Genomic DNA, 22,575 nt, shown 5'->3' with positions numbered 1-22,575 from the left:
ATAGACTAAGACGAAGGAGTGACCTCTGTGAGTACATTAGAGTGGTTAAACAAACAGATCAACGAGGTAGTAGAAGAGTTGGATTTATCCTCTTCCGTCTACCAAATCTTGAAAGAACCGAAGCACTGCATTAAAGTATCGATTCCCCTTGAGAAGGATGACGGTACTGTAGAAACCTACACAGGCTTTCGCTCTGTTCATAGCGATCTACTTGGGCCAGGTAAAGGTGGCATTCGCTTCCACGAGAATGTAAGTGAGGAGGAAGTGGTAGCCCTTTCCATGTGGATGACAATGAAAACAGCTATTCTAAAGCTTCCTTTTGGGGGAGCAAAAGGTGGCGTTCAAATTGATCCTAATACACTCTCTAAACGCGAGCTTCAACAACTAAGCCGCCAATACGTCCAGCAGATTGAACCTGTTATAGGTCCACAGAAAGACATACCAGCACCTGATGTCAATACAAATGGACGTGTTATGGGCTGGATGATGGATGAATTCTTTAAATTAAGAGGACGTAATATACCTGGATTTATTACAGGAAAACCTCCAGTGATAGGAGGTTCTGAAGGACGTGTAGAAGCGACCGGAAAAGGTGTCGTTATTAATATATTAGAAGCCTTGAAGAAGTTGGATATGGACGCTGACCAGGCTAAAGTAGCCATTCAAGGGTTTGGCAATGTAGGTTCCGTTACAGCAAAGTCACTTTCAGAAAAGGGCATGAAGGTCACGGCCGTAGCTGACGTAGATACGCTTGTTTATGACGAAAATGGACTTGATATTCCTGACATGCTTGAATATATGGAAAACAACCAGTCACTAAAAGGGTATGCAGAAGAAAAAGACCCGAAAGAGATCTTTGATATAGATTGTGATATCTTCATTCCAGCAGCGCTTGAAAACCAGATTACAGAAGAAACAGCACCAAAGATTAAAGCGAAGATTGTCGCCGAAGCAGCAAATGGTCCGACTACAGAGAAAGGGGACGATATCTTAGCCGAAAATGGTGTATTTGTAATCCCCGATATCCTATGTAATGCAGGAGGCGTCATGGTTTCTGCGTTTGAATGGATGCAAAACGATATGCACGACCATTGGGCAAAAGAGGTCGTCAATGAACGCTTAGAGAAAGACATGTCTACTGCCTTTAAAGAAGTATATGAGATGAAGGAAGACATTGATAAAAGCATGCGACACGCAGCTTTCTACTTAGCTGTGAAGCGTTTAGGTGATGCGATGTACGCACGCGGTTGGGTTGATTAGGTTTTAAGAAAACGATCGCTTCAAGAAAATAGTAAAGCAGATAGTAAAGCTCCGTCCATTAGAAAATGGACGGAGCTTTTTTGGTTAATAGCGCAATTTTAATAGTAATTCTCGAATAGAAGAATCTTCCAGGATGGTATCACTATATTTTTTAGTGATCTCTGTTAATGCAACATCATGATAGAAAAATTCTTTGAAGAAGGTCACCAGAGGACGAGATTGAGTCTGTATGGCTTGCCATGCGTTTTGTTCAATACCAGCAAACATCATTTCCTGGTTATCGATAATGAGAATTCGACTTCTTTCCAGAGCTTCGTGCATGGAGTTTGGAACCAGGGTAGATACATGAGCAATGCTTGTATCCAATTCACCAATCGTATGGATTTCAACCTGGCCTCCATTTCTGTCAAATTGCTCAAGAATCGGGAGGTGAACACGCAAATCATCCGCCCAGCCTGAAATGACGATGGAACTTTTCGCTCCTTGAATCATTTCTTTCTGAACAGCTTGAATGGATTGGTCATCCTTCAACGTCCATACTCGATCATCCGAGGGAGTCTCTGTTATAGGAACATTTCTTAAATGTTCGACGTTGGCTTCAAAGTCAGATTTTAGTTTGTCGATTGTGGATTCAATAGGTAAGGCAGTGTATTGTCTTTTCTTATCAACAGTTGACTCTAAAATCATTCCTTTTTCACTCATACGATGAAGCACTTCATATACCTTTGAGCGAGGGATACCTGACCGCTTTACAATACCCGTTGCGTCTAAAGGCTCATTCACAGATATGAGTGCCTCATATACTTTGCTTTCATACTGTGTAAATCCAAATGGTTGAAGCATAATTCATTAGCTCCTTACGTTCTAGTCGTTAGTTCTATCTTAGCATACCAAGCGCAAGATTTCGTTTTACACGAGAAGCTGTGGTGTAAATCGATCTTTTCTGTCTACAAAATTTTAAATCATAGGTGGGGAGATTTGGGTCTTGTGCTTTCATGGTTTAAAAGTTACCATTATGGTGGTAACTTAAACGGAAAGGACGAGACATGATGGACAAGCGTGTATATTTATTGACGATCGTAGCCTTTGTCGTAGGCATGGTCGAACTTATTATAGGTGGTATTTTAGATTTAGTGGCAGGAGATCTTGGTGTTTCAGTAGGAAAAGCAGGCCTTTTAATCTCCATTTTTTCAGTTGTATTTGCTATTGCTGGCCCGATTTTGTTAGCCTTAACTTCTCAAATTGAGCGGAAGAAACTAACCTTGTGGACGCTCGTGATCTTCTTAGTAGGAAATTTAATCGCTGTTTTTGCACCGTCTTATTCTATTTTGATGGCAGCTAGAATGATTTCAGCCGCTAGTGGTGCATTGCTTGTCGTCCTTTGTGTGACGCTCGCATCAAATATTGTAAGTGAAGCTTACAGAGCCCGAGCGATTGGGATTGTATTTATGGGGATTAGCGGGTCGCTTGTATTAGGCGTTCCTTTTGGATTAATGCTTGGGAACGCGTTTGGATGGCGCGCCCCTTTTATCCTGATTACTGGTTTAACATTGCTTTCAATGGCCGGAGTGTATTTCTTTATGGAGCGGATCGCACCTAAACCCTCTATTCCGATGAAAGATCAATTGAAAACGTTGAAAAATAATAAAATCTTATTTGCGCAAATGACTTCTTTTCTGTTTCTAGCAGGTCACTTGACGCTCTACGGGTATTTAACCCCTTTCTTAAAAACAACAATGGGTCTGAACGGAACATGGGTCAGTATTGTTTACCTTATATTCGGTGTAGCAGCTGTACTAGGTGGGGGCGTCGGTGGTATGCTAGCGGATCGCTTTGGCACAAAGCCTTCTATACTAGGGATCATTGCCGTATTTGCTGTATCGATTTTCTTAATTCCTTACACAACATTCTCGTTCCCGCTCTTCTTAATTGTAATGGTCATCTGGAGTATGCTCAGCTGGGCGGTAACACCAGCGCAACAGAGCTATCTAATCGAATCCGCCCCTGAATCATCAGACATTCAACAGAGCTTAAACAACTCAGCCCTTCATCTGGGTATTGCCCTTGGCTCGTTTATTGGTAGTATTGTCATTGAAAGATCATCCGTAGAAAACAACGCAACTGTCGGTGGCATCTTCATCGTGATCGCCCTAGCCACAGCCGTATTTTCAATGACCAGAACCCGCAGTGAAGTAGCCGTAAGTGAATAAAAGTAGAAAGACCTCGTTCCAATACGAGGTCTTTTTTGTTCCATATATGTGCTGAGACATTTTTTGTGAATAGGGCCGATACGTTTGTTGAGTGTTTGGGGTGTCTGGGGAACGACTCGCTTTCCGCGGGCGAGCTGTCGAGCCTCCTCGATCGCTTGCGCTCTCTGTGGGGTCTCGTCGACCTCTTTCTCCCGCAGGAGTCTCCCCGTTCCCCAGACACCCCTGGCTATAAATGTACTAACGGCCCGCAACATAAGGGTGATGGAAGTAACAGGATTCCCGCTACATATGGCATGTTTCCGTTACACCATATATGGCAGAGGTGGTTGGGGAAATTGCGAGACTCCTGCGGCAGTAGGAGCCTAGGGGAGACCCCGGAGGGAGCGAAAGCGACTGAGGAGGCTTCCCAGCTCGCCGCGGAAAGCGAGTGATTTCCCCAACCACCTTTCGCTACTATAACGTAGACGGAAACATTGTCTCAGTTTCGATGAAAGGAGGTTAGTCTTCCTCGATGAGTTCTTTAACCAACTGTAAATCCTGCGTTTCACGTGCTTTTTGGTAGGAGGCGAATGGGCACCCTCTAGTTTCCACGCGTTCCAAAACGTTTCTAATATGAAAATCTGCAGGATCTAATGATTCATTCACTTCCTCCCAGTAAAGGGGAGTGGCTACGCTTGCGCCTTCACGGCCTCGTGGGGAGTAGGGGGCGACGATGGTCTTTCCTTCTGCGTGTTGGACGTAATCAATGTAAAGTCGGTTCCCTCGCTTTTTCTTTAACCGTTCTACTGTAAAAAGGTCTGGCTCTTGGTTAATAAGTAATTGTGCCACATGTTCAATGAATAAGCGGGTTTCTTCATAGGTTAAACTTCCTGATTGGATCGGAATATGGATTTGCATGCCCTTTCCACCACTCGTCTTCACAAAAGCTTTAACATTAAGTCGATCAAAGATCATTTTAAGAAGATTGGCAGCCTTGATCGCCAGAGAAAAGGATTCGCGTTCAGGAGGGTCAAGGTCAAATACAATCTCATCTGGGGCGGATGCTTGTGAAGTCTCAAATGGGATGTGATATTCAATGGCTCCTTGATTACCATGCCAGAGAATCGTGTTCAAATCGTTGCAAACCATGTACGTTTCTTTAGACCCTTCTATCCGGTTTACATAGTCTGGTGCATAGTCTGGCAAGTGTTTCTGGAAGAAAGACTCTTGATCAATGCCATCAGGAAATCGAATGACCGTTAACTTCTTGTCCTTTAAAAATGGAAGCAGATAAGGAGCAATCTGTCTTAAATACAAGAGAAGATGTCTTTTTTTGATATGGGAGTTTTTCCACAGTATTTTATCCGTATTTGTATAATCCACATGTGGAAAAAGAGATAAATCCCACTCCACTTGTTCCAAAGTACAATCTTCTGGGGATAACTCAAGTAAAAATGAAGAAAACATGGGTTCCCTTAGATCGTTCTTTTGCGCATGAAGGCAGTGGATCCCTACACAGACACTCGGCTTAAGCGTATAAACATCCCCGGATTTCTCACCCTTATTTGTAAAGAAAGTTTGAAGAGTTTGTTGATCCTCTGTGGACAGACCGTGTTTCACAGACCCTATATCCACAATTGTATCCCCACTATACACAGAAGCTGTAAAGTACCCATTCTCAGGCTTATAAGCGGTTAGGAAAGCTTGAACCGTTCTCCAATTTTTGATTTTAATCCAATCATTGCTTCTTTCACCAGGTTGGTATAAGCTCTTTTTATTTTTAGCGACCACTCCCTCTCCCCTATGTAAAAAGACAAGATCTTGTACTTGTCGAGCGTCCGAATAACTGTCCACAACATGTACACAACGCTCCCACTTAAGAAGCCTTTCTCGCCTTTCATATAAAGGTGAGTTCATATAAGAATTTCCTTTTTCCTTGAGGAGATCAAACGCTATAAAAGTCGCAGGACGCTCCTCAGCCGCCTGTGCAATGGACTCCTCACTCCTCATTCGATTTCGCTTCTGCAACAAGGGAAAGTGACTCTGAAAAGGGGTGTTAAGGATACAAATCTCTCCATCTAATAACAGCGGGAGGCTCCCCTTCACAGAAGAAGTCTGATTTAAAAACTCACGAATAATCTCAGGAAAACGATCAGACAAATCATTCCCACTCCGGCTCATCAACCTCACACCATCCTCTGCCCAATGAAGCAAAGCTCTAAACCCATCATATTTCACCTCATAAACCCAATCCTCTCCTGTAGGTATGTCATCTGAAAGCGTTGGAAGCATTGGCTGCAAAATAAGAACCTCCCTTTTTTAAATGTTTTTTGGAATATATTCATTCAAGAACAGGGCAGTGTACACGAACTGAGATGATGTTTCTGTTAGCTTGAAACGAGCGTAAGGCGGTGCGGTAAATCACTCGCTTTGCGCGGCGAGGGTTCTTCACTTCTCCCGCATTTATGCTGTGGGGCCGTTTTATAAAATTTAGCCAGGGGTGTCTTGGGAACGGGGAGACTCCTGCGGGAGAAAGAGGTCGACGAGACCCCGGACTGAACGGAGTGAAGGAGGAGGCTCGACAGCTCGCCCGCGGAAAGCGAGTCGTTCCCAAGACACCCCAACCACCCAGCAAACGTAACGGCCCTTTTCACTTTAGTGTACGTAAGCCAAGATGATTTACTCACACTCAACATAAAACCCATCCCATTAGCAAACGCTAAAAGAAAAAGGAGAGTGAAGCGTGTGCACACAATGTGGAAAGGAACCATTAGCTTTGGGCTTGTGAACATCCCGGTTAAATTACACTCCGCAACAGAAAACAAAGATATTAGTCTACGTCAGCTCCATGAAGAGTGTAAATCACCTATCGAATATGAACGTACGTGCCCAGTATGCGAACGGGAAGTTGAGAAAGAAGAGATTGTAAAGGCGTATGAATATGCAAAGAATAAGTTTGTTGTGTTAGATGATGAAGAATTAGAGGAATTAAAGAAGGAACAAACAGATAAGGCTGTTGAAATTATGGACTTTGTAAAACTATCTGACATTGATCCCATCTACTTTGAAAAGAGTTATTACCTTTCTCCAGACGAAGGTGGAACGAAGGCGTACTCACTTCTGAGACAAACTCTTTTAGATACTGAGAAAATCGGAGTGGCTAAGATCATCATTCGTTCCAAAGAACAGTTAGCCATGGTCAGAGTGTATGAGAACACATTAGTAATGGAGACCATCCATTATCCCGATGAGGTAAGAGATGTGAAAGAAGTTCCAAATGTCCCGGAAGAAACAGAGCTAGGGAAAAAGGAATTAGAAACGGCTAAAACCCTCGTGGACCAGCTAACAAGTGACTTTGATCCTGAGCAGTATAAGGACGATTATCGACAAGCATTGTTGGATCTTATAGAAGCGAAGAAGAATAATGAAGATATATCCACCGCTGAACCAAAACCAACACCAGACAATGTAACTGATCTAATGGAGGCGTTAGAGAAGTCGCTTGATAAGAATCAGAAGAAGACAAAAAAGAAGGCAATGAAAAAGAAATCCGCTAAAACAGGAAACGAAGAGAAATCAACTTCAAAGAAGACCTCCTGATTCTAAACATTACGTTTTTATGTTCTGCATTTTACAATTTGGTAACATCCTCCTTAAAACCCCCACCTTTGACGAACGTCTATAGTAACCGTTCTGAAGGAGGGGGTTACATTGAAAAGGGAAGCCTATTTCGACAATGCGAAATGGATTTTAATGTTCTTAGTTGTATTCGGCCATGTCATTCAGCCATTTAAGGATCAACATGTATATAGTGTTCTTTATCAATGGGTTTACACATTTCATATGCCCGCATTTATTATAGTTTCAGGTTATTTCGCTCAAGCAAAGCTAAACAAAGCGTATGTGGGGAAATTATTTAAAAAACTCCTGCTTCCATATTTAAGTTTTCAAGCTATTTATACAATCTATTATGCTCTAATTGGAAAGTCGGGATGGTGGAAACCACCGTTTGAACCACAGTGGGCGCTTTGGTTCTTAGTCAGCCTATTTTGTTGGCACATTATGCTTTATTGGTATAGAAGCCTACCTAAGCATGTAGCGATATTTATTTCTATTCAAATCGGGGTTTTGGTTGGATATATGAGTGGGATTGATCATTCATTCAGTCTTTCAAGGACATTCGTGTTCTTCCCGTTCTTCCTTATTGGGTATTGGATCAGCACAGAGGAGTTACATTGGCTTCGTGAGACAAGGACGAAGGTGTTAGCTCTTGGTGTCATGGTTGCTGTAGCGTTAGCTATTATATTTGGTCCATCATATGAAACAGAGTGGTTCTTTGGATCAAAATCGTATGTAACCCTCGGAATGCCAGAGTGGGGAGGTTTCGTTCGATTTGGAAGTTATATTGTAAGTGTGCTAATGGCATTAAGTGTACTATCGTGGATCCCTACAAAAACGTACACATGGACGAAGTACGGAGCTTATACTCTCTATGTCTACTTATTACATGGATTCGTCATTCAGGTTATTCGTGAACATGATTTAATTGCCGTTTATTCTCCTTTTGACTTAGTCTATTTAGCAACGTTTTCCCTTTTATTAATGGGTCTCTTCGTATCTAGACCTGTCGTATCCTTGGTTTCTCCCATTATTCAATGGAAATCAGTAGGTTGGCAGGTAAAGAAGTATCCAATGAAGATGCATTCAGGCTCTTCATAGGTTATATATGCATTAAAAAGAGGCGTCTCTAAATAGAGATGCCTCTTTTCTATGCCTGCCTGTTAGAGAAAGGACATCCTTACAAGGGATCAGACAGTTACCCAGCAACCACCTATTACACACTTGTTTTACTTTTTACGTAGTGTCGGAATTCTGGCCCTCTTTCAATTAGAGAAGGGTGGCCAAATTCCATTGATTCAATAATACTTTCCTCAGAGTATCCAGTGAAAAGGGAAAGGGTCTGGATACTTGGCTTTCTAGAACCACGCCAATTTTTCACCCATTCTTGGGTCTGGAAAAATATAATTAAATGTCTGCGATGAACAGAATACGGAGGTGTTTGTTTCAACTGTTCAACTCTCCTTTTCTTTTGTTATAGAAAGAGGTGTAGTAGGTTGCTGGGTGGTTATGTTCTACTTTCCCAAAGTCAATCGTCTTAAACATGAATACGCTAGGCAACATGACGTTTAGAAATTTTTATTTAGTGTAAATAAAGTAAGTAGAGACGAAGATAAAAGCGCGTTCAATTAAAGGAGTGTGTAATAGTGGCAAATAAAATGTTAATGATCGTGACGAATGCAGGTGTGCTTGACGATGATCATCAAACAGGCTTATGGCTTTCAGAGTTTGCTGAACCCTATATGGAATTTACACAAGCAGGATACGACGTTACCGTTGCGAGTGTGGCAGGTGGCGAAATTCCGATTGATCCAAACAGCATTTCAGGTGAGGAGCCTGATGAATGGGAAGGGGTAATGGAACCTCTAAAGGATACCGTAGTCCTTACCGACGTGAACCCTGATGAATATTCTGGAGTATTCCTGCCAGGTGGACATGGTACGATGGTAGACTTCCCTGATAACGAAGCCATTAAGAACGCCTTGCAACCTTTCTTTGAACAAAACAAAGTAATTGGTTCCGTATGTCACGGCCCTGCAGCATTTGTAGGCGTAACGGATCAAAGTGGCAAGTCATTCATTGATGGCAAACGCCTGACAGCCTTCACAGATGCAGAAGAGAAAGACCAAGGTCTAGACAGCAAGGTCCCCTTCCTTCTAGAGACTCGACTTACAGAGCTTGGAGCTACTTTCATGGCTGAACCAAATTATACAGAGCATGTTGAAGCCGATGGAAATCTCGTAACAGGACAAAACCCACAATCAAGCTTAGCAACGGCTAGAAAAGTTGTTCAAAAACTTGGTCAATAATATCTAAACCGTAACCCAATGACAGCTTTGCCTTTCAGGGGGATACGTTTTATAGAAAAAGGCAGGGGACTCATCCCCTGCCTTTTGTTATGCTTAATAGTTAGACTCGGTGTATACCCCCCCTTTTTTTTGTGCGGAAGGCTCAGAAGTTGAGACACTTTTGTGTAGATAGGGCCGTTACTCTTTTTGGGTGGTAAGGGTGTCTGGGGAACGACTCGCTTTCCGCGGGCGGCCTCACACGAGGTGGGGTCGTTCGGCGTTGTCACAGGACGTGACGGTTTTAGTCGAACTTCCTTGTTCTTTTTCGAGCCTCCTCGGGAAAACCACCCTGCGGGGTCTCGTCGACCTCTTTCTCCCGCAGGAGTCTCCTCGTTCCCCAGACACCCTTGCTATAGCTTTCCGAACGGCCCACATCTCAAGGGGGCGTAAGGGTTGAGAGGTTTCCCATATAGCATGTTTCCGTTAAACCATATATGGCAGAGGTGGTTGGGGAAATTGCGAGACTCCTGCGGCAGTAGGAGCCTAGGGGAGACCCCGGAGGGAGCGAATGCGACTGAGGAGGCTCCCCAGCTCGCCGCGGAAAGCGAGTGATTTCCCCAACCGCCTTATTCTCAAATAACGCAAACGGAAACATTCTCTCATTTTCAAGTCTTCAACAATCCTGTCCTATTTTTGAACAAGCTTGTTATAAACAATAACAACATTAAACTTCAACAGAGCTAAGATATAATTTAAAACCCCCTAAAAGTTACAAAACTTTTAGGGGGTTTTTATATAACACTCTTAGAATAAGAAATGGGCGACGATTGTAATAACAGGAAGTGTAATGAGAGTACGTTCAATAAAGAGAATGAAGAGCTCTTTAAAATCGATTGGGATCTTAGACCCTAATACAACGCCACCGACTTCTGACATATAAATGAGCTGCGTAACAGAGAGAGCGGCGATAATGAAGCGGGTCATTTCGCTTTCGATTGAACTTCCGAGCAGGGCTGGAAGGAACATGTCAGCAAATCCTACTAGAATCGTTTCGGACGCTGCGGCTGCTTCTGGTATTTGCAACAGTTCTAGTAATGGAATGAAAGGCGTTCCAATCCATGAGAAGAACGGCGTGTGTTCTGCAATAATAAGAGTGACGGTTCCGATCGCCATAATGATCGGTGCAACACCCATCCACATGTCTAAAATGTTTTGACACCCTTGCTTTATAAACTGGGGAAGGCTCGGTGCTTGTTTCGTACGTTCCACTGCCTTGTAGTATCCCCATGAGAAAGCGTTATAGCCTTTTGGCGTTCCAGGTTCAGGTTTCTTCTCTTCGCCACTAACATAAGAATCTTCTTTTCTTGATAGTGGTGGGATGCGGGGCATGATGATCGCTGCAATGACACCCGCTAAGAGAACAGTTCCGTAGAATGGAACAAACATATTCTGGAGGTCTACCTTCTTAATTACAACCAACGTAAATGTAATCGAAACGACTGAGAATGTTGTCCCTACGACAGCAGCCTCACGCTTTGTATAATGTCCTTCTTCATATTGTTTACTTGTTAACAGGACACCAATCGTACCGTCTCCAAGCCATGACGCTAATGAGTCAATCGAAGAGCGACCAGGTAAAGTGAAGAGTGGACGCATAATTTTCGTTAGTATAATCCCGAAGAATTCAAGCAATCCAAAGTTTAAAAGCAGTGGCAGGAACATTCCTGCAAATAGGAAGACAGTAAATAAAATGTGCAATAAACTACCTTCCCCGCCTAGCAGGAGACCTCCAGTAGCGCTTGAGTAAACTTCTTCTGGGCCTAACTTGTAAAAGGTCATAATGGCAAAGACAGCTCCGAATAAACGGATGATTGTCCATGACCAAGGGACGAATAAAAGTCCAGTAAAGAATGGTGATTTTTTTACAGCCTGTCCATTTGTTAGCTTCGCAATGAGCGTCAGAATGGCTGTAATGGTAATAATAAACGTTATAATTGGAGGTAACTGACTTTGCAATGCTATTTGAAGATTAGATGCAAAATGTGCAATTGGGATCGTAATGCTTTCTTCAAATTTTATTGGTGTCATAAATAATAGGATCCCTATAAGGGATGGAATAATAAATAGAAAATGATTCATTGGTTTGAATGGGAATTTATTTTTTGAATTCATGGGAACGAACCCTCCAGGTACAAAGAATTTCCGACATAAAAATACAACAGAATTCATTTTAATACATGTGTGAACAAAATGCTAATAAAAATTTATGGAAGTGAATAGATATGCGTATAATGAGGGGCCACTTGATCATCATTCGTAACTTCCTGCCTTAATCAGAACCGATTGAGCTCTAGGTGAAATATGTATACCAGTTAGGATGAATAGTTTATTTCCTCCTTTCACATAGTTAGAAAGCGGTTACAACTTTTATTATAAAATACCATCGGACTAAAAGAGAAGTCATGAAATAATCGGTTCAAGGAAACAATAGAAACTATTCAAATTCGAATAGAACGGGAATGGACTCTACAATGAACGTACACTAATTCTAAAAATGAGGGATATGAATATGCGTACTTTTGCAACACCTAAACTAGTCGTGAGTAAATGCTTAGAGTTCGATCATGTGCGGTATAACGGCGAACGTATACCAGACAAAGTCGTACAGCGATTAACGCCATATGTAACATTTATACCTGTTTGCCCGGAGATGGAGATTGGTCTGGGCGTTCCCCGTGATGTTATACGTATTGTGCGAAATGGGGAAGAAGAGCGCCTTATGCAACCATCAAGTGGAGATGATTTAACAGACTCTATGACTCACTTTGCTAAAGGATTCCTTCGTTCTTTGCCCGATGTGGATGGTTTTTTACTTAAAAATCGATCCCCTACATGTGGGATTCAGGATGTAAAAGTTTATGACAAGTTAGAGAAGTCTCCTGTAGTCGGAAAGACAAAAGGTTTCTTCGCTCAAGAAGTGCTGAATGAACATGAAGCGTTAGCGATTGAAGAAGAAGGGCGACTTAAGAACTTCCGAATCAGGGAGCATTTCTTCACCAAACTTTTTACCTTGGCGAGCTTTCGTGAAATGAAGGAAACACCATCTATGAAGAAGCTAGTCGCTTTTCATTCTGAAAACAAATACTTATTTATGTCTTACAACCAAAAGACCTTGAAAGAAATGGGACGAATTGTAGCCAACCATGATCAACTATCAATTGAAGAAGTTCTTGATGCTTATGAGGAGAAATTAGGTTGGATGTTAAGAAGAGCCCCAAGTCGAAAATCAAATGTAAACGTATGTCAGCATATTTTAGGATATTTCAAAAACGAGCTGACAAGAGGAGAGAAGCAATACTTCCTTGATGAGGTAGATAAATATTATGAAGAAAAAATTCCTCTTAGTACGGTGCTTGGCATACTAAAATCTTGGGTTATTCGCTTTCAGGATCATTACTTATTAGAACAAACCTATTTCCAGCCCTACCCCGAAGACCTTATCGAAATAAGTGACTCAGGCAAAGGACGAGCCTACACATAAACGCCTATCAGGGCGCTTTTGTGCTGTATAAAAGTAAAGGGTGCCAGACACGCGTTCAGGCTTTACTGCGGTGCAGTGAGGAAGGGTGTCTGGCACCCTTTATTGTGGTAAAGGAAAAGGAAGATGTTAAATTTTTTTGAATAGGTAAACGTTGTCATTGATTTTGGGAGTTTTAGAAGGGGATAAGGTGGGAATCTCTCCATCAGAATCACATACTAAAACTATACCGAAATAGTTGGAGGGCCTGAACGATGTCAACAAAAGGAAAAAGCATACACGCCCTGGTCATATTAATGTTTACCCAGTTTATATCTGGTGGTGTAACAAATACAAAGGGGATCGTGTTAGACCAGGTGGAGAAAGACCTTGGTCTGGATATGAGTCAATTTGGTCTTGTCGTATTTATATTTCAGCTTGGATTTACATTAGCAAGTGTACTAATAGGGTATTATACCGATAAAAAAGGTTTACGTATTATGACGGTGATCGGTTCAATCGTCATGGGTATTGGGTTCCTCGGAACAGGTTTTGCTCCTAATATTACCTTCTTCTTAGGTTTTTATATGATCGTTGGTTTTGGACTTGGGTCACTTGGTGTAGCATCAAATGCAATTATTCCATCCGCTTATCCGGATAAACAAAACCGAATGTTTAACTTAGCCATGGGTGTTTATGGTCTGGGAATGGTAGTATTTCCACAATTCTTAAACTTCCTATTCCAATTCGCATCATGGAGATATTTCTATATCGGAATTGCAGCCAGCTTAATTGCAGTTATTATCTATGTAACGTCTACAAACTTCCCGGATGGCCGTGCTGAGAAAATTGATATTAAAGCATTCATCCCTATGTTGAAAGACGCGCAGTTTGTGTTCTTAATGGTCTTCTTAATGCTTGAAGTTTCAGCAGAAGTTTCCTTTATGAACTTCTTCCCGTCCTACCTTAAAGGTCTTGATTTAGGAGGCATGTCAACAGCTGATAAAGAGGCAATGGTGGCTGGAATCTTGTCCTTATTCTCCGTATTCTTTATGATTGGACGTTTAGGGGTAGCTTATCTAACGAATTGGATAAACGAACGTATTATTCTGATCGTCTTCTCAATAGGTTCTGTTGTCATGATTGGGATTAGTTTCCTATTCGCAAACAGCTTCCCTTGGTTATTCGCTGGTGCAGGGTTCTTCTTCTCCACGCTTTTCCCGACCGGTACAGCCTTTGGTACATCTATTTCAAAAGCAGGAGGATCAGCTCTTGGTTTAATCTATATTGCAGCAGGAATTGGTGGCGGTATCGCAGGTTATATCGTCGGTATTGCATCAGAAATGTTTGGTAAAACAGGCGGCTTCAGCGTCGTACTCATTTTCCTTGCTTTAATGACCTTAACCACCTTCTTTATGGATACCAACAAATCAAACCAAGCCAAATAACAGCAACTCTTTAACAGAGTAAATCGTGCCAGACACCCTTTAGTGAGATAAAGGGTGTCTGGCACGCGCTGTTTTGGTAGTGTGATAAAGGATTTTTTGTCATCGGTTTGTGGTGGCAGGATTTTTATACAGGTGTATGGAATAGGGTTTAGGAGGAGTGGATTATTCCATACTTGAGGAGGAATGACAACAATGAAGAAACTTCTTTTAACCGGTTTTGAACCGTTTTTAGACTTTCCAGTTAATCCAACGATGAAGATTGTTGAAGAGCTTGATGGACAAACCATCAATGGATATGAAATAGTAGGAAAGATTTTAACGGTAGAGTTTAATCAATCTGGGCAACAGCTTGTTCATCATATTCAGGAAATTGAACCAGATGCAGTGATTTCACTTGGGCTAGCAGGTGGTCGATACAAGATTACACCAGAACGAATTGCGATGAACTGTAATGATGGTGATGCGGATAACTCAGGAAGAGTGCCACGTGATGAGTGGATCGAAGAGAACGGCCCTGATGCGATCTTCTCCACCTTGCCAATTCGTAGGATGGTAGAACGATTAACAGAACAAGAACTACCGGCTGATATCTCAAATACAGCAGGTACATATTTGTGTAATAATGTCATGTATCAAGCCTTGTATTATATACAATCTCACAATATGAATACTCAGGCAGGATTTATTCATATCCCTGCTTCTCACGAATTAGCGATCAAGCATAAACGGATCCCAAGTTGGTCCCATCGTGACTTGCTTCAAGGTGTTAGAACATGTATCGAGAGTATAGAATAGCAGGTGATAATCATGAGAGATATCCAGTACGTACCGTTTGGAGAAAACGGAATTAAGGTCGTATTTCCAAATCATATTTCACAAGAAATACATGAACGAATACTCAAGCTTTACCAATCAATCAAACGCCATGCAGTAGAATCCATCACAGATATTGTCCCAAGCTATACAGTGCTGACGGTTTACTTTAATGAGACACTAACTTCTTTCACTCAAATGAAAGAGAAACTAGAAAGCATATGGGATGCTACGGATTCAAAGGAAGAAACAGCCTCATCGAGAATTGTTGTCCTTCCTGTGTATTACGGTGGAGACGTGGGTGAGGACTTGGAGAAAGTTGCTTCGACCAATGACGTTTCAGCAGAAGAAGTCATTAATCTTCATTCTTCAAGAGATTACCTGACGTATATGATTGGCTTTTTACCAGGTTTTCCTTACCTAGGGGGAATGGATGAACGTATTGCTACTCCTCGTCTAAAAAAGCCTCGTGCTCAGGTGGAAGCTGGATCTGTTGGGATTGCAGGAAGCCAGACGGGGGTCTATCCTATTAATTCACCAGGTGGTTGGAATATTATCGGACAAACGCCTGTCCCAATAGTTGATTTCACAAGAGAAGAACCTTTTCTAATTGAAATGGGTGACTATATTCGTTTTCGTCCTGTTCAACATACAGAATATGAAGATATTAAAGAACGTATTGAAAATGGATCATACAACATTGAAATCGTAGACAAGGAGGCGTAATGATGACGCAACTAGATATAAATGCAGACCTTGGAGAAAGTTACGGCGCCTTTCAAGTAGGGGAAGATGAGCAATTAATGAAAGTAATCACTTCAGCAAACGTGGCCTGTGGCTTTCATGCAGGGGATTACAACGTTATTGCAGATACGATTGAAAGAGCAAAGTCAGAAGGAGTAGCTGTTGGAGCACATCCGGGCTTTCCAGATCTATTTGGCTTTGGTCGTCGTGAATTCAATATGAGTTCTGAAGAAATCTATAATTTAATTACCTATCAACTCGGTGCTATCGCTGGAGTATGTAAAGTGAAGGATATAAAGCTTCAGCATGTTAAACCGCATGGCGCTCTATATAATATGGCAGCCAAAGATTATGAATTGGCAAGCTCAATCGCCAAGGCTGTACGGGATTTTGATTCGAACCTCATCCTATTTGGCCTTAGTAATAGTGAACTCGTTCGAGCAGGTCAAGACGTAGGGCTAGAGGTGGCCCAAGAGGCATTCGCCGATCGCGCTTATACTTCAGAAGGGTACCTTGCTCCGCGCTCAATGGAAGGGTCTGTGCTTACGAGTTTAGAAGAAATCGAGAAACAAGTTCTCTCGATTGTCCAAAATGGGTGCACAACGTCTCTTGATGGAAAGCGAATTCCATTAGAGGCTCAAACGATTTGCTTTCATGGAGATGGAGATTCAGCCTATCACCATGCAGCCCACATTAAAAGCGTGTTACAACATCACAATGTTGACGTAAAAAAAGTGGGGGGATCCTAAACGTGTCCTACCCTTTATGTACGATAGAAAAAGCAGGAATATTAACAAGCATTCAGGACCTGGGACGCTTTGGTTATCAGCACTACGGCGTACCAATCTCAGGAGCCATGGATAAGGTGGCCCTTCAAATTGGAAATGGGCTAGTCGGAAACGATTTGGGTGCTGCCTGCTTGGAAGTGACGATGGGAGGCACCACCCTCCAAGCATCCCATGACCACCTTATTGCCATAACAGGAGCAGACTTAGATGCAAAGTTGAACGGCAAAAGAGCTCCCTTATGGTCTACATTTATATGGAGAAAAGGGACCACCCTTACATTTAAAGGCCCTGTAGAAGGAATCAGAGCTTACATAGCGGTTCAAGGAGGAATAAATTCTGACTCCATTTTAGGAAGTCAATCTGTGTACGAACGGGGGCAAATGGGGCGTTCTATTCAATCAGGAGATCAACTATATAGCTATTCAAACCAGGTCAATCGTAAAAGAATAGGCTTGAGTCATGACAAGCGCCCATCCTACGATAAAGAAGTGGACGTTCGGCTTGTTGTAAGCCATCACGATTCCTATATAAAAAATGAAAGTATAGAAACGTTTTTTAACACCACGTATACAGTCTCAACAGGGGATCGTATGGGGATTCAACTAGACGGAGAAGCCATGACCTTTGAAGATACAGGAGACATTATCTCTGAGGCAGTCACATTCGGAACCGTACAAATCCCCTCAAGTGGAATGCCTGTGATCTTAATGGCTGACAGTCAAACAACAGGAGGCTATGTCACCATGGGCAACATCGTTCGAGCGGACCTATGGAAAATCGCCCAGCTCCCACCAGGTGGAAAGATTAACTTCCATAAAATCTCCCATGAAGAAGCGAGAAAACTCTCTAAAAACCTCCACAGCTTTCTCTCTTCCTTACAAAAAGAAGCCAAATATATCCCATCCAAATAAAAGCGCAGCTGGCAACCCCAGCTGCGCTTTTTGGGCTAGTCAAGGTTCAAAGGTGATGGGCTTATGGTTGGTCCGTTACCGTATGGGGCTAGGACTTGCTGGGGAACAACTCGCTTTCCTGCGGGGAGCTGGGGAGCCTCCTCAATCGCTACGCTGAAGTGGACCCTTGTTTTTGGTCATAATCAAAAACAGGAGGTGCGATGGTGAATACTATTACATCAGCTATGAAAAAAGACATTGCGGTATGCTATTTGAGTGAAATTACGACTTATAAAGATTTAGCTAACGAGCTTGGGATCGATGATTCCGTTATCCGATATTGGGTGAAGCTTTATAAGTATCACGGTGACCAAGCCTTTATTCCACCCTATACAAATTACCCTGCGGATTTTAAAATGAAGGTAATTCAGATGATCGAAAACCAAAACTATTCGATTCGGGAAGCCTCAGCCATCTTTAGAATCCCTGATTTCTCAATGGTTCGCAGATGGAAAAAGAAGTGGGAAGAAGGCGGTGTCGAGGCCCTTGAATCATCAGGAAAGGGGCGCCCTAGAGTGAATTCATCTAAGGATCAAAACCAGTCAGAACAACCATCTAACCAAGATATGAAAAAAATGCAGGAAGAGCTAGAATACCTTCGTGCTGAAAATGCGTACTTAAAAAAGTTAAGAGCCTTAGTTCAAGAAAAAGACCAGCAGACAACCAAACCAAAGCGCAAGTAATATACGAGCTAAGGCATAAATTTCCGGTAAAACTCCTGGTTCAAGTTGCCGGGATGAAACGCAATACGTATTATTACCAGGCCCAAAAGATGAATGAGCTGGATCCAGATAGTGAACTAAAAGAAACCATCTCATCCATATACTATGACCATTATGGCCGTTATGGCTACCGCCGTATCCATATGGAACTTTTGAATCGTGGCCACCAAATTAATCATAAAAAAGTAGCTCGTATTATGAGAGAACTAGGGTTGAAAAGCACCGTACGACGCAAGAAATACATCTCTTACAAAGGACAAGTAGGCAAAACGGCAGATAATATCCTCGATCGCAGCTTCACAGCTCAAGGCCCAAATCAAAAATGGGTAACGGATATCACGGAATTCAGAGTCCTAGGAGAAAAAATGTATCTTTCACCTGTGCAAGATTTATTTAATGGTGAAATTATTGCCTACAATCTTGATTTCAGGCCGACATACAAGCTTGTGGAAACCATGTTAGAAGATGCGTTCCAGTATGTTAAGGAAGATGATGAGCTGCTTATGCATTCTGATCAAGGAGTTCATTATCAAATTCCAAAGTACCGCCAAACGTTAGAATCTAAAGGAATTACGCAAAGTATGTCTCGAAAGGGAAACTGCCATGATAATGCCGTCATTGAAAACTTCTTTAGTATTTTAAAAACAGAGCTTCTGTACAATCAAACATTTGAAAGCATCGAAGAGTTCCAACAAGAATTGGACCAGTATATCTATTATTACAACCATAAGCGAATTAAAATGAAGCTCGGCGGAAAGAGCCCTGTTACCTATAGAGAACAAGGCCAGACTGCAGCTTAAATACATATGACCAAAATTGTGGGTTCAGTGCACGCTCTTTCCGGGGTCTCCCCTAGGCTCTTTTCCCCGCGGGAGTCTCGTCGTTCCCCAGCAAGTCCTGACGTTAATTGGATGAACGGACCAGGTTCTTATATTATTATAGATATTTTCAAGCCCCTTGAATCTCACATATAACGCGTTTCCGTTTACTCTTACTTGGAAAAGGTGGGCCTGGAAACTGCGAGACTCCCGTGGGCAGAAGAGCCTAGGTGAGACCCCGGAGCCCGGCTTTGCCGGGTGAGGAGGCTCACCAGCTCCCCACAGGAAAGCGAGTGGTTTCCAGGCCCACCTTAGACTCATCTAAAATTAACGGAAACTTTCTCAGCTTCGAGTCTTCCATATAAGCGGCCTTATATGGATAATTACCCCACATAACGCTTCAAGATACGATCCACGCTACCGGCATAGGCCTCACCGAACAAATTCAAATGAGCAAGCAAATAGTACAACTGATAGAGAGGCTTAATATCCTCATAATTCTCCGGCAAAGGCATTTCTTCCTGATACGCTCGATAAAACCCGTCAGAATATCCCCCGAATACTTCAGTGAACGCCATTTCAAACGCATGATCACCGTAAAAGACAGAAGGATCGATTAAACATGGGTCGCCGTTTGGGCCAGCCATCCAGTTTCCGCCCCATAGATCTCCGTGAAGTAAAGAAGGTTTCACTTCATGAGTGAGCCATTGAGGCAACCGTTCCATTAGTTTCTTTAACCTTTGCTTCCTTTCTAGGGGTAACTGTCCTTTTTCAGCAGCCATATTGAATTGAGGAACAAGACGATAGTCGTGATAATATGTCGTCCAATCTTCTACAAAGCGATTCGGCTGTGGAAGAGAGCCGATGAAGGTATCTTCTTCAAAACCAAATTTTTCTCCGTAGGCTTTATGCATGTTAGCCACACCGCGCCCTAAGCGCTCTTCGGTTTCGCCAGTAGGATCTCCTTTTAGCCACTCCATCACGAGTGTGACTTGCTCATTTCCTTTAGGTTCATCATAGTGATACACCTCTGGTACACGGATTGCTTTTGTGTCACGAATGTATGAAAGTCCCTTGGCTTCAACGCGGAAGAAGTGTTCAGGAACGTCCTTGTTTGTTTTGACGAAGTATTCTTGTTCTTTGGTGCGAACATAGAAAGCCTGGTTGATGTCACCTCCAGAGACCGGTCTTGTCTCTTTGATAGGTGACGTGTCTCCAATGGTTTCTAATGTTTGATGGATTAATGGGTTCATTACGTTCACTCCCTGCTGGTTCTCATTATTTTATCCTCTATTCTACACTTACCTCTTCTAACATAATCTATAACATAGTGAAAGTGACATTCATGGACCAAGAGATCGTGCCTCTAGCGATAGAGGGCGCAACCATAAGATAGAAAAGGACCCGGGGCATTTAGCTCCCCGGGTCCATTTTACATGCATGCTGTTCTTAAGATAGAGCGGTTTCTTGTCCGACTTTAGAATGGGATTCTCTAAATTCTTTCGGAGTGACGTTTGTATACTTCTTAAATAAGGAGGTATAGTAACTTTGGTTACAGAATTGAAAGAGGGTAGCAATATCGGAAATAGGAGTAGTAGTGTGAAGAAGAAAGTATTTGGATTCCTCAATTCGTTTTTGGTTAATATACTGCACGACAGATACGCTTACTTCTTTCTTAAACAAGTGAGATAAATAACTTGGACTGACTAGGCTGTTTTGAGCAATGGAATCGAGTGTGAGATCTTCCAAAATGTGATCATGAATAAATGCGATCGCTTGGTTAACCACTTTACTGTACGGAAGAGTCTCTTCCTTGTTAAGGCGCTCAATAAACTTCGTCAACATGTCTTTCTCAAGCTGGAAAAGTTCATCAACATCGTTGATTCTCTCGATCTGTTCCATGTACTGATCGCTCAAATGGAATGCATCTTCTGGTTGAACACCACTATGAATAATGGTGCGCGTAAAAAGGGTGCAAGAACTGACGAGGACATTTTTAACGGAACGCAAGGTTGGATTTGGTGATATAATCGCTCGTTCTTCGTTTATAGAATGTAAGAGTTGATGGGCTTTTTTAGGGTCCCCTTGTGAGACAGCGACAAGAAGTTGGCGTTCCATCAGATAAGATGGATGTAAGTAATCATGGTTGCGATTCTGTAAGCGAACTTTCATAAACTGTTCAATTGTGGCCTGTTTAATAGACGTACTCATTATGTCACCTACAAATCTAGTTTTTTAACGATTTTAATATAATTGTAAGCGATTTCGCAACAAAATCAAGACGTTTTGCGATATTTCTTGTAAAATTGGAAAATTTAATCTTTTTTAAGTCCTTGAAGAAACCGTGCATGACTACCTTGTGAAACAATTACAACGGATCAAGAGCGGCTTCTTCATTACTTGTTTACTGAATCGCTTTTGTGTAAGCGACAATAGTCTTGTGTTCTATAAACCCAAGTTGTTTGTACAGCTTCTCAGCTTGAGGATTCGTTGCCCTTACCGGTACTGTGACAACGGATAGATGTTGCTCTTGAAAAGCATGGTGGCAAGCGTACTGAATCAATGACGAACCAATGCCTTGGCCTTGCTCACTATCTTCCACCTGCAAAAAGCAAATTTCACCTTCATCCATGCCTTCAATCCGTTCAAAGAATATATACCCTTTTACGGTGTCTTCTTCTTTATAGCACCATAATGAAAAATGTGGATCTTGGATTAAATGAGTCATCTCAGTTGCGTTGAAAAAGGCTGCATCTGGGTGCAACTGCTGCAACTTTTCAAAGGAGCCCTCGTAAGGGATGACATTTTGGCTTAGAGGTTCATGAATGTAAGTTTGTTTAGGTAGAATCAAGTTTTTCTCCCGGTTATATAGACTAAAGCCTTGCGATTCACAAAAGTGAAGAACATTTTGGTTTTGCTCAAAGAATGCAACTTTTAGCTCTGTATAGACGCCCTGCCATTCAGCGAGTGCCGCTCCCCAAAGCCTTTCCATCACGCTTACGGCATCTTCTCCGTAGACAAATGGGCCAAGTAACCTTCCAACCTGTTCACCTTCAAATGGCTCAAGACCTATAAACCCTTTTATCTTTCCTTCCTTCAAAGCGACAAAAGCATGGGGGTCTTTGAAGTGGAGTAACGCTTCAAGTTGTGCTTTAATCGCACTCGTTTCTGATTCCAACCAAGCAATATAGTGAGGATCTTGTTCGTTTAATTGTGCTAGCCACTCGCTTAGGGAGGTGAGTTGGTGATCTTGTAAAATCTGAATTTCCACTAGAGCCCTCCTGACATTTATTGAGGTTTTGAATCCTATACATATAGGGAACATCCTTCCCATGGTCTCTTATCACCATACCAAATTACATACAATACCCCAAACGAGAGGGTTGTGAGTGCTGAAAAAGGGTACAAATACTATAGAGA

Annotated in this window: 19 protein-coding genes; 12 read left to right on the top strand and 7 right to left on the bottom strand. The window is 42.2% G+C overall.

The features are described from left to right. Positions 1-27 precede the first annotated feature (27 nt). On the top strand, positions 28-1,260 hold the full coding sequence (locus ACYX4O_RS19385; RefSeq protein ID WP_476353286.1) for a Glu/Leu/Phe/Val family dehydrogenase: 1,233 nt from the start codon (positions 28-30) through the stop codon (positions 1,258-1,260). A gap of 84 nt (positions 1,261-1,344) precedes the next feature. Here the strand turns inward: ACYX4O_RS19385 and ACYX4O_RS19380 are convergent, their stop codons facing one another. After that, on the bottom strand, positions 1,345-2,103 hold the full coding sequence (locus ACYX4O_RS19380; RefSeq protein WP_476353284.1) for a TrmB family transcriptional regulator: 759 nt from the start codon (positions 2,101-2,103) through the stop codon (positions 1,345-1,347). Positions 2,104-2,309: 206 nt separating this feature from the next. Here ACYX4O_RS19380 and ACYX4O_RS19375 point away from each other — a divergent pair, with 206 nt between their 5' ends. Next, complete coding sequence (locus ACYX4O_RS19375) at positions 2,310-3,470, top strand: MFS transporter (protein ID WP_476353282.1); 1,161 nt, start codon at positions 2,310-2,312, stop codon at positions 3,468-3,470. A 498-nt stretch (positions 3,471-3,968) separates the two neighbouring features. On the opposite strand, the gene ACYX4O_RS19370 is transcribed toward ACYX4O_RS19375, so the two are convergent. Then, complete coding sequence (locus tag ACYX4O_RS19370; RefSeq protein ID WP_476357213.1) at positions 3,969-5,741, bottom strand: DNA ligase D; 1,773 nt, start codon at positions 5,739-5,741, stop codon at positions 3,969-3,971. Between the two features lie 453 nt (positions 5,742-6,194). On the opposite strand from ACYX4O_RS19370, the gene ku reads away from it, so the two are divergent. After that, positions 6,195-7,049, top strand: coding sequence for a non-homologous end joining protein Ku (gene ku / locus ACYX4O_RS19365; protein ID WP_476353280.1), 855 nt, complete (start codon positions 6,195-6,197; stop codon positions 7,047-7,049). A 111-nt stretch (positions 7,050-7,160) separates the two neighbouring features. After that, entirely contained in the window at positions 7,161-8,168 is a 1,008-nt protein-coding gene (locus tag ACYX4O_RS19360) for an acyltransferase family protein (protein ID WP_476353278.1), read from the top strand. Between the two features lie 115 nt (positions 8,169-8,283). Here ACYX4O_RS19360 and ACYX4O_RS19355 read toward each other — a convergent pair whose 3' ends face one another. Next, entirely contained in the window at positions 8,284-8,517 is a 234-nt protein-coding gene (locus tag ACYX4O_RS19355) for a hypothetical protein (RefSeq protein ID WP_476353276.1), read from the bottom strand. Between the two features lie 196 nt (positions 8,518-8,713). On the opposite strand from ACYX4O_RS19355, the gene ACYX4O_RS19350 reads away from it, so the two are divergent. Continuing rightward, positions 8,714-9,376, top strand: a complete 663-nt coding sequence (locus ACYX4O_RS19350; RefSeq protein ID WP_476353274.1) for a type 1 glutamine amidotransferase domain-containing protein — start codon at positions 8,714-8,716, stop codon at positions 9,374-9,376. Positions 9,377-10,159: 783 nt separating this feature from the next. Here the strand turns inward: ACYX4O_RS19350 and ACYX4O_RS19345 are convergent. Beyond that, positions 10,160-11,527, bottom strand: coding sequence for a YjiH family protein (locus ACYX4O_RS19345; protein WP_476353272.1), 1,368 nt, complete (start codon positions 11,525-11,527; stop codon positions 10,160-10,162). A 397-nt stretch (positions 11,528-11,924) separates the two neighbouring features. Between ACYX4O_RS19345 and ACYX4O_RS19340 the strand changes: the two genes are divergently transcribed. The 7 genes from ACYX4O_RS19340 to ACYX4O_RS19310 all read left to right on the top strand — a co-directional run bounded on the left by ACYX4O_RS19340 (position 11,925) and on the right by ACYX4O_RS19310 (position 19,137). Beyond that, positions 11,925-12,896, top strand: coding sequence for a YbgA family protein (locus tag ACYX4O_RS19340; RefSeq protein WP_476353270.1), 972 nt, complete (start codon positions 11,925-11,927; stop codon positions 12,894-12,896). A gap of 251 nt (positions 12,897-13,147) precedes the next feature. Beyond that, positions 13,148-14,320 (top strand): MFS transporter, encoded by a 1,173-nt coding sequence (locus tag ACYX4O_RS19335; protein ID WP_345241823.1) that lies wholly within the window; start codon positions 13,148-13,150, stop codon positions 14,318-14,320. A gap of 192 nt (positions 14,321-14,512) precedes the next feature. Next, a complete protein-coding gene (pcp, locus tag ACYX4O_RS19330; protein ID WP_476353268.1) occupies positions 14,513-15,115 on the top strand; it encodes a pyroglutamyl-peptidase I in 603 nt (200 codons plus the stop codon). Positions 15,116-15,127: 12 nt separating this feature from the next. After that, positions 15,128-15,859 carry a 5-oxoprolinase subunit PxpB gene (gene pxpB, locus ACYX4O_RS19325; protein ID WP_476353266.1) on the top strand — a complete coding sequence of 244 codons (732 nt, stop codon included), beginning with the start codon at positions 15,128-15,130 and terminating at the stop codon, positions 15,857-15,859. A 2-nt stretch (positions 15,860-15,861) separates the two neighbouring features. Beyond that, positions 15,862-16,626, top strand: a complete 765-nt coding sequence (locus ACYX4O_RS19320; RefSeq protein ID WP_476353264.1) for a 5-oxoprolinase subunit PxpA — start codon at positions 15,862-15,864, stop codon at positions 16,624-16,626. 2 nt (positions 16,627-16,628) lie between these two features. After that, on the top strand, positions 16,629-17,576 hold the full coding sequence (locus ACYX4O_RS19315; RefSeq protein WP_476353262.1) for a 5-oxoprolinase subunit C family protein: 948 nt from the start codon (positions 16,629-16,631) through the stop codon (positions 17,574-17,576). 203 nt (positions 17,577-17,779) lie between these two features. Continuing rightward, positions 17,780-19,137, top strand: a protein-coding gene (locus ACYX4O_RS19310; protein WP_476351702.1) for an IS3 family transposase whose coding sequence is annotated in 2 segments (ribosomal slippage) — positions 17,780-18,248 and positions 18,248-19,137 — 1,359 coding nt in all. Because the reading frame shifts where the segments join, the coding sequence is not laid out codon by codon here. Between the two features lie 401 nt (positions 19,138-19,538). Here ACYX4O_RS19310 and ACYX4O_RS19305 read toward each other — a convergent pair. The 3 genes from ACYX4O_RS19305 to ACYX4O_RS19295 all read right to left on the bottom strand — a co-directional run bounded on the left by ACYX4O_RS19305 (position 19,539) and on the right by ACYX4O_RS19295 (position 22,426). Continuing rightward, positions 19,539-20,408 carry a fructosamine kinase family protein gene (locus ACYX4O_RS19305; protein WP_476353260.1) on the bottom strand — a complete coding sequence of 290 codons (870 nt, stop codon included), beginning with the start codon at positions 20,406-20,408 and terminating at the stop codon, positions 19,539-19,541. Between the two features lie 196 nt (positions 20,409-20,604). Next, positions 20,605-21,366 (bottom strand): AraC family transcriptional regulator, encoded by a 762-nt coding sequence (locus ACYX4O_RS19300; RefSeq protein ID WP_476353258.1) that lies wholly within the window; start codon positions 21,364-21,366, stop codon positions 20,605-20,607. A gap of 193 nt (positions 21,367-21,559) precedes the next feature. After that, entirely contained in the window at positions 21,560-22,426 is an 867-nt protein-coding gene (locus ACYX4O_RS19295) for a GNAT family N-acetyltransferase (protein WP_476353256.1), read from the bottom strand. Between the last annotated feature and the right edge of the window lie 149 nt (positions 22,427-22,575).

The organism is Pontibacillus sp. ABV4_188, from assembly GCF_056311905.1.
The sequence above is the reverse complement of the archived record's forward strand: the minus strand, read 5'-3'. Positions and strand labels throughout refer to the sequence as shown.

Excerpts from the sequence above, each read along its gene's own strand:
- ACYX4O_RS19370 (WP_476357213.1), bottom strand. The coding sequence starts at position 5,741 with ATGCTTCCAACGCTTTCAGATGACATACCTACAGGAGAGGATTGGGTT.
- ACYX4O_RS19380 (WP_476353284.1), bottom strand. The coding sequence starts at position 2,103 with ATGCTTCAACCATTTGGATTTACACAGTATGAAAGCAAAGTATATGAG.
- ACYX4O_RS19320 (WP_476353264.1), top strand. The coding sequence starts at position 15,862 with ATGACGCAACTAGATATAAATGCAGACCTTGGAGAAAGTTACGGCGCC.
- ACYX4O_RS19305 (WP_476353260.1), bottom strand. The coding sequence starts at position 20,408 with ATGAACCCATTAATCCATCAAACATTAGAAACCATTGGAGACACGTCA.
- pxpB (WP_476353266.1), top strand. The coding sequence starts at position 15,128 with ATGAGAGATATCCAGTACGTACCGTTTGGAGAAAACGGAATTAAGGTC.
- ACYX4O_RS19345 (WP_476353272.1), bottom strand. The coding sequence starts at position 11,527 with ATGAATTCAAAAAATAAATTCCCATTCAAACCAATGAATCATTTTCTA.
- pcp (WP_476353268.1), top strand. The coding sequence starts at position 14,513 with ATGAAGAAACTTCTTTTAACCGGTTTTGAACCGTTTTTAGACTTTCCA.
- ACYX4O_RS19300 (WP_476353258.1), bottom strand. The coding sequence starts at position 21,366 with ATGAGTACGTCTATTAAACAGGCCACAATTGAACAGTTTATGAAAGTT.
- ACYX4O_RS19375 (WP_476353282.1), top strand. The coding sequence starts at position 2,310 with ATGGACAAGCGTGTATATTTATTGACGATCGTAGCCTTTGTCGTAGGC.
- ACYX4O_RS19335 (WP_345241823.1), top strand. The coding sequence starts at position 13,148 with ATGTCAACAAAAGGAAAAAGCATACACGCCCTGGTCATATTAATGTTT.
- ACYX4O_RS19340 (WP_476353270.1), top strand. The coding sequence starts at position 11,925 with ATGCGTACTTTTGCAACACCTAAACTAGTCGTGAGTAAATGCTTAGAG.